Source organism: Streptomyces monomycini, from assembly GCF_022271435.1.
In the GTDB taxonomy this organism is placed as follows: domain Bacteria; phylum Actinomycetota; class Actinomycetes; order Streptomycetales; family Streptomycetaceae; genus Streptomyces; species Streptomyces monomycini.
The window spans coordinates 1-1671 of sequence record NZ_JAFIQY010000088.1; the positions used below are offsets into that span (position 1 = coordinate 1).

Annotated in this window: 2 protein-coding genes; one reads left to right on the plus strand and one right to left on the minus strand. The window is 67.5% G+C overall.

Annotated features, from left to right (window positions below):
- Positions 1-93: 93 nt before the first annotated feature.
- Positions 94-723 (minus strand): class I SAM-dependent methyltransferase, encoded by a 630-nt coding sequence (locus JXZ78_RS39975; protein ID WP_238783727.1) that lies wholly within the window; start codon positions 721-723, stop codon positions 94-96.
- Between JXZ78_RS39975 and JXZ78_RS39980 the strand changes: the two genes are divergently transcribed.
- Positions 712-1670, plus strand: a protein-coding gene (locus JXZ78_RS39980; protein WP_157851566.1) for an IS5 family transposase whose coding sequence is annotated in 2 segments (ribosomal slippage) — positions 712-1108 and positions 1108-1670 — 960 coding nt in all. Because the reading frame shifts where the segments join, the coding sequence is not laid out codon by codon here. The genes JXZ78_RS39975 and JXZ78_RS39980 overlap by 12 nt on opposite strands.
- Position 1671: the final 1 nt, after the last annotated feature.

Consider the following 1671-nt stretch of genomic DNA (forward strand, 5'->3'; position numbering starts at 1 on the left):
CTAGGGCCTGTCTGACAATTCCAGTCTGATCAGCGAGATTCGGCTGAGCTGGCAATCTGTAGGTGCGCCGATCGGCTGGGGGCTGGGCAGGGCCTACGAACGGCGGGCCAGTAGATGGGCGTCGAGGAAGCCCCGATCGGAGGCTGGATCGTGGAGCAGCCGGGCGAAGGGGTCGAGCCCAGCATCGCCCAGCAGTTCGGCGAGGCGATCCACCGGCCAGCTGTAGGCGGGCGCCACCTTGTGGTCGAACCGGACCGGTTCTTGTCCGTCGGTCCCGAAGAAGGAGACCAGGAGCAGACCGTTCGGCGCCAGGACGCGCACCTGTTCGGTGAGCAGCCCCGGTAGTTCTCCAGGAGGGGTGTGGATCATTGAGTAGTGGGCCAGTACGCCGCCGAGCGCGGCGTCGTCGATCGGCAGGGATTCCATCCGCGCCTCTTGGAAGCGCAGCGCCGGATGGGCCTGCCGGGCGTGGTCGACCATGCCGGGGGCAAGGTCGAGCCCGAAGGCGTCCAGGCCGAGTTCGTGCAGCATGGCTGTCAGATGTCCGGGCCCGCACCCGACGTCCGCTGCCCGCTGGTTGCCTGTCGCGCGCACCAGTTCGGCGAAGGTGCCGATCATGGCCCGGGAGGAAGGTTGTGTCTCCAGCTGGTTTGCGAACAGCGATGCGTACAGCTCAACGACACCGTCGTAGGCCGTCCTGGTCTCGTCCTGATGATTCACCACGGGCAGGACTCTATAGCCGGTCTGATAATTGATCTTGTGGCAGGTCGAGGTGAGCTGATGGACGCGGCATGGAGGCGGATAGAGCCCCTTTTGCCTCAGGTGGACGGACGGGGCCGTCCGTGGCGTGATCACCGGCAGGTGGTCAACGGGGTGCTGTGGCGGCTGCGGACCGGGGCTCCGTGGCGGGATCTTCCCGACCGGTTCGGGCCGTGGCAGACCGTCTACGAGCGGTTCGCCCGCTGGGAGGCGGACGGCACGTGGGCACGGTTGCTGGAGCATGTTCAGGTCCGCGATGACGCGGTGGGCCGGGTGGAATGGATGGTCTCCGTCGACTCCACCATCAACCGAGCCCACCAGCACGCAGTCGGCGCCCGCAAAAAGGGGATGCGAACGGGGACGAACTGGAAGATCCGGGCCGCTCGCAGGCGCGCCAGGCCCTCGGCCGCTCCCGAGGCGGACTTACCACCAAAGTCCATCTCGCCGTCGATGGCCGGGGCCTGCCCCTGTCGATTGTGCTCACGCCCGGCAACGTCAACGATGCTACGGCGTTCGGCCAGGTCCTCGACGACATCCGCACCCCGCGCCTCGGCACGGGCCGCCCGCGCACGACACCGGATCGTGTGCTGGGTGACAAGGCGTATTCCAGCAGGTCCATCCGTCATCTGCTGAGGCGCCGGGGCATCGCTGCCACGATCCCCGAGCGCCGCGACCAGACGGCGAACCGCCGCCGACTCGGAGCCCTCGGCGGTCGGCCGCCGGCCTTCGACGAGGTCACCTACCGCGACCGCAACGTCGTCGAACGATGCTTCGCCCGCCTCAAGCAGTTCCGCGCGATCGCGACCCGGTTCGACAAGCTCGGCGACCGCTACCGTGCCGGAGTTGTCCTGGCTTCCTTGATCCTCTGGCTCCGCGAGTCCACGGGTGATCATTTGTCAGACAGGTCCTAGG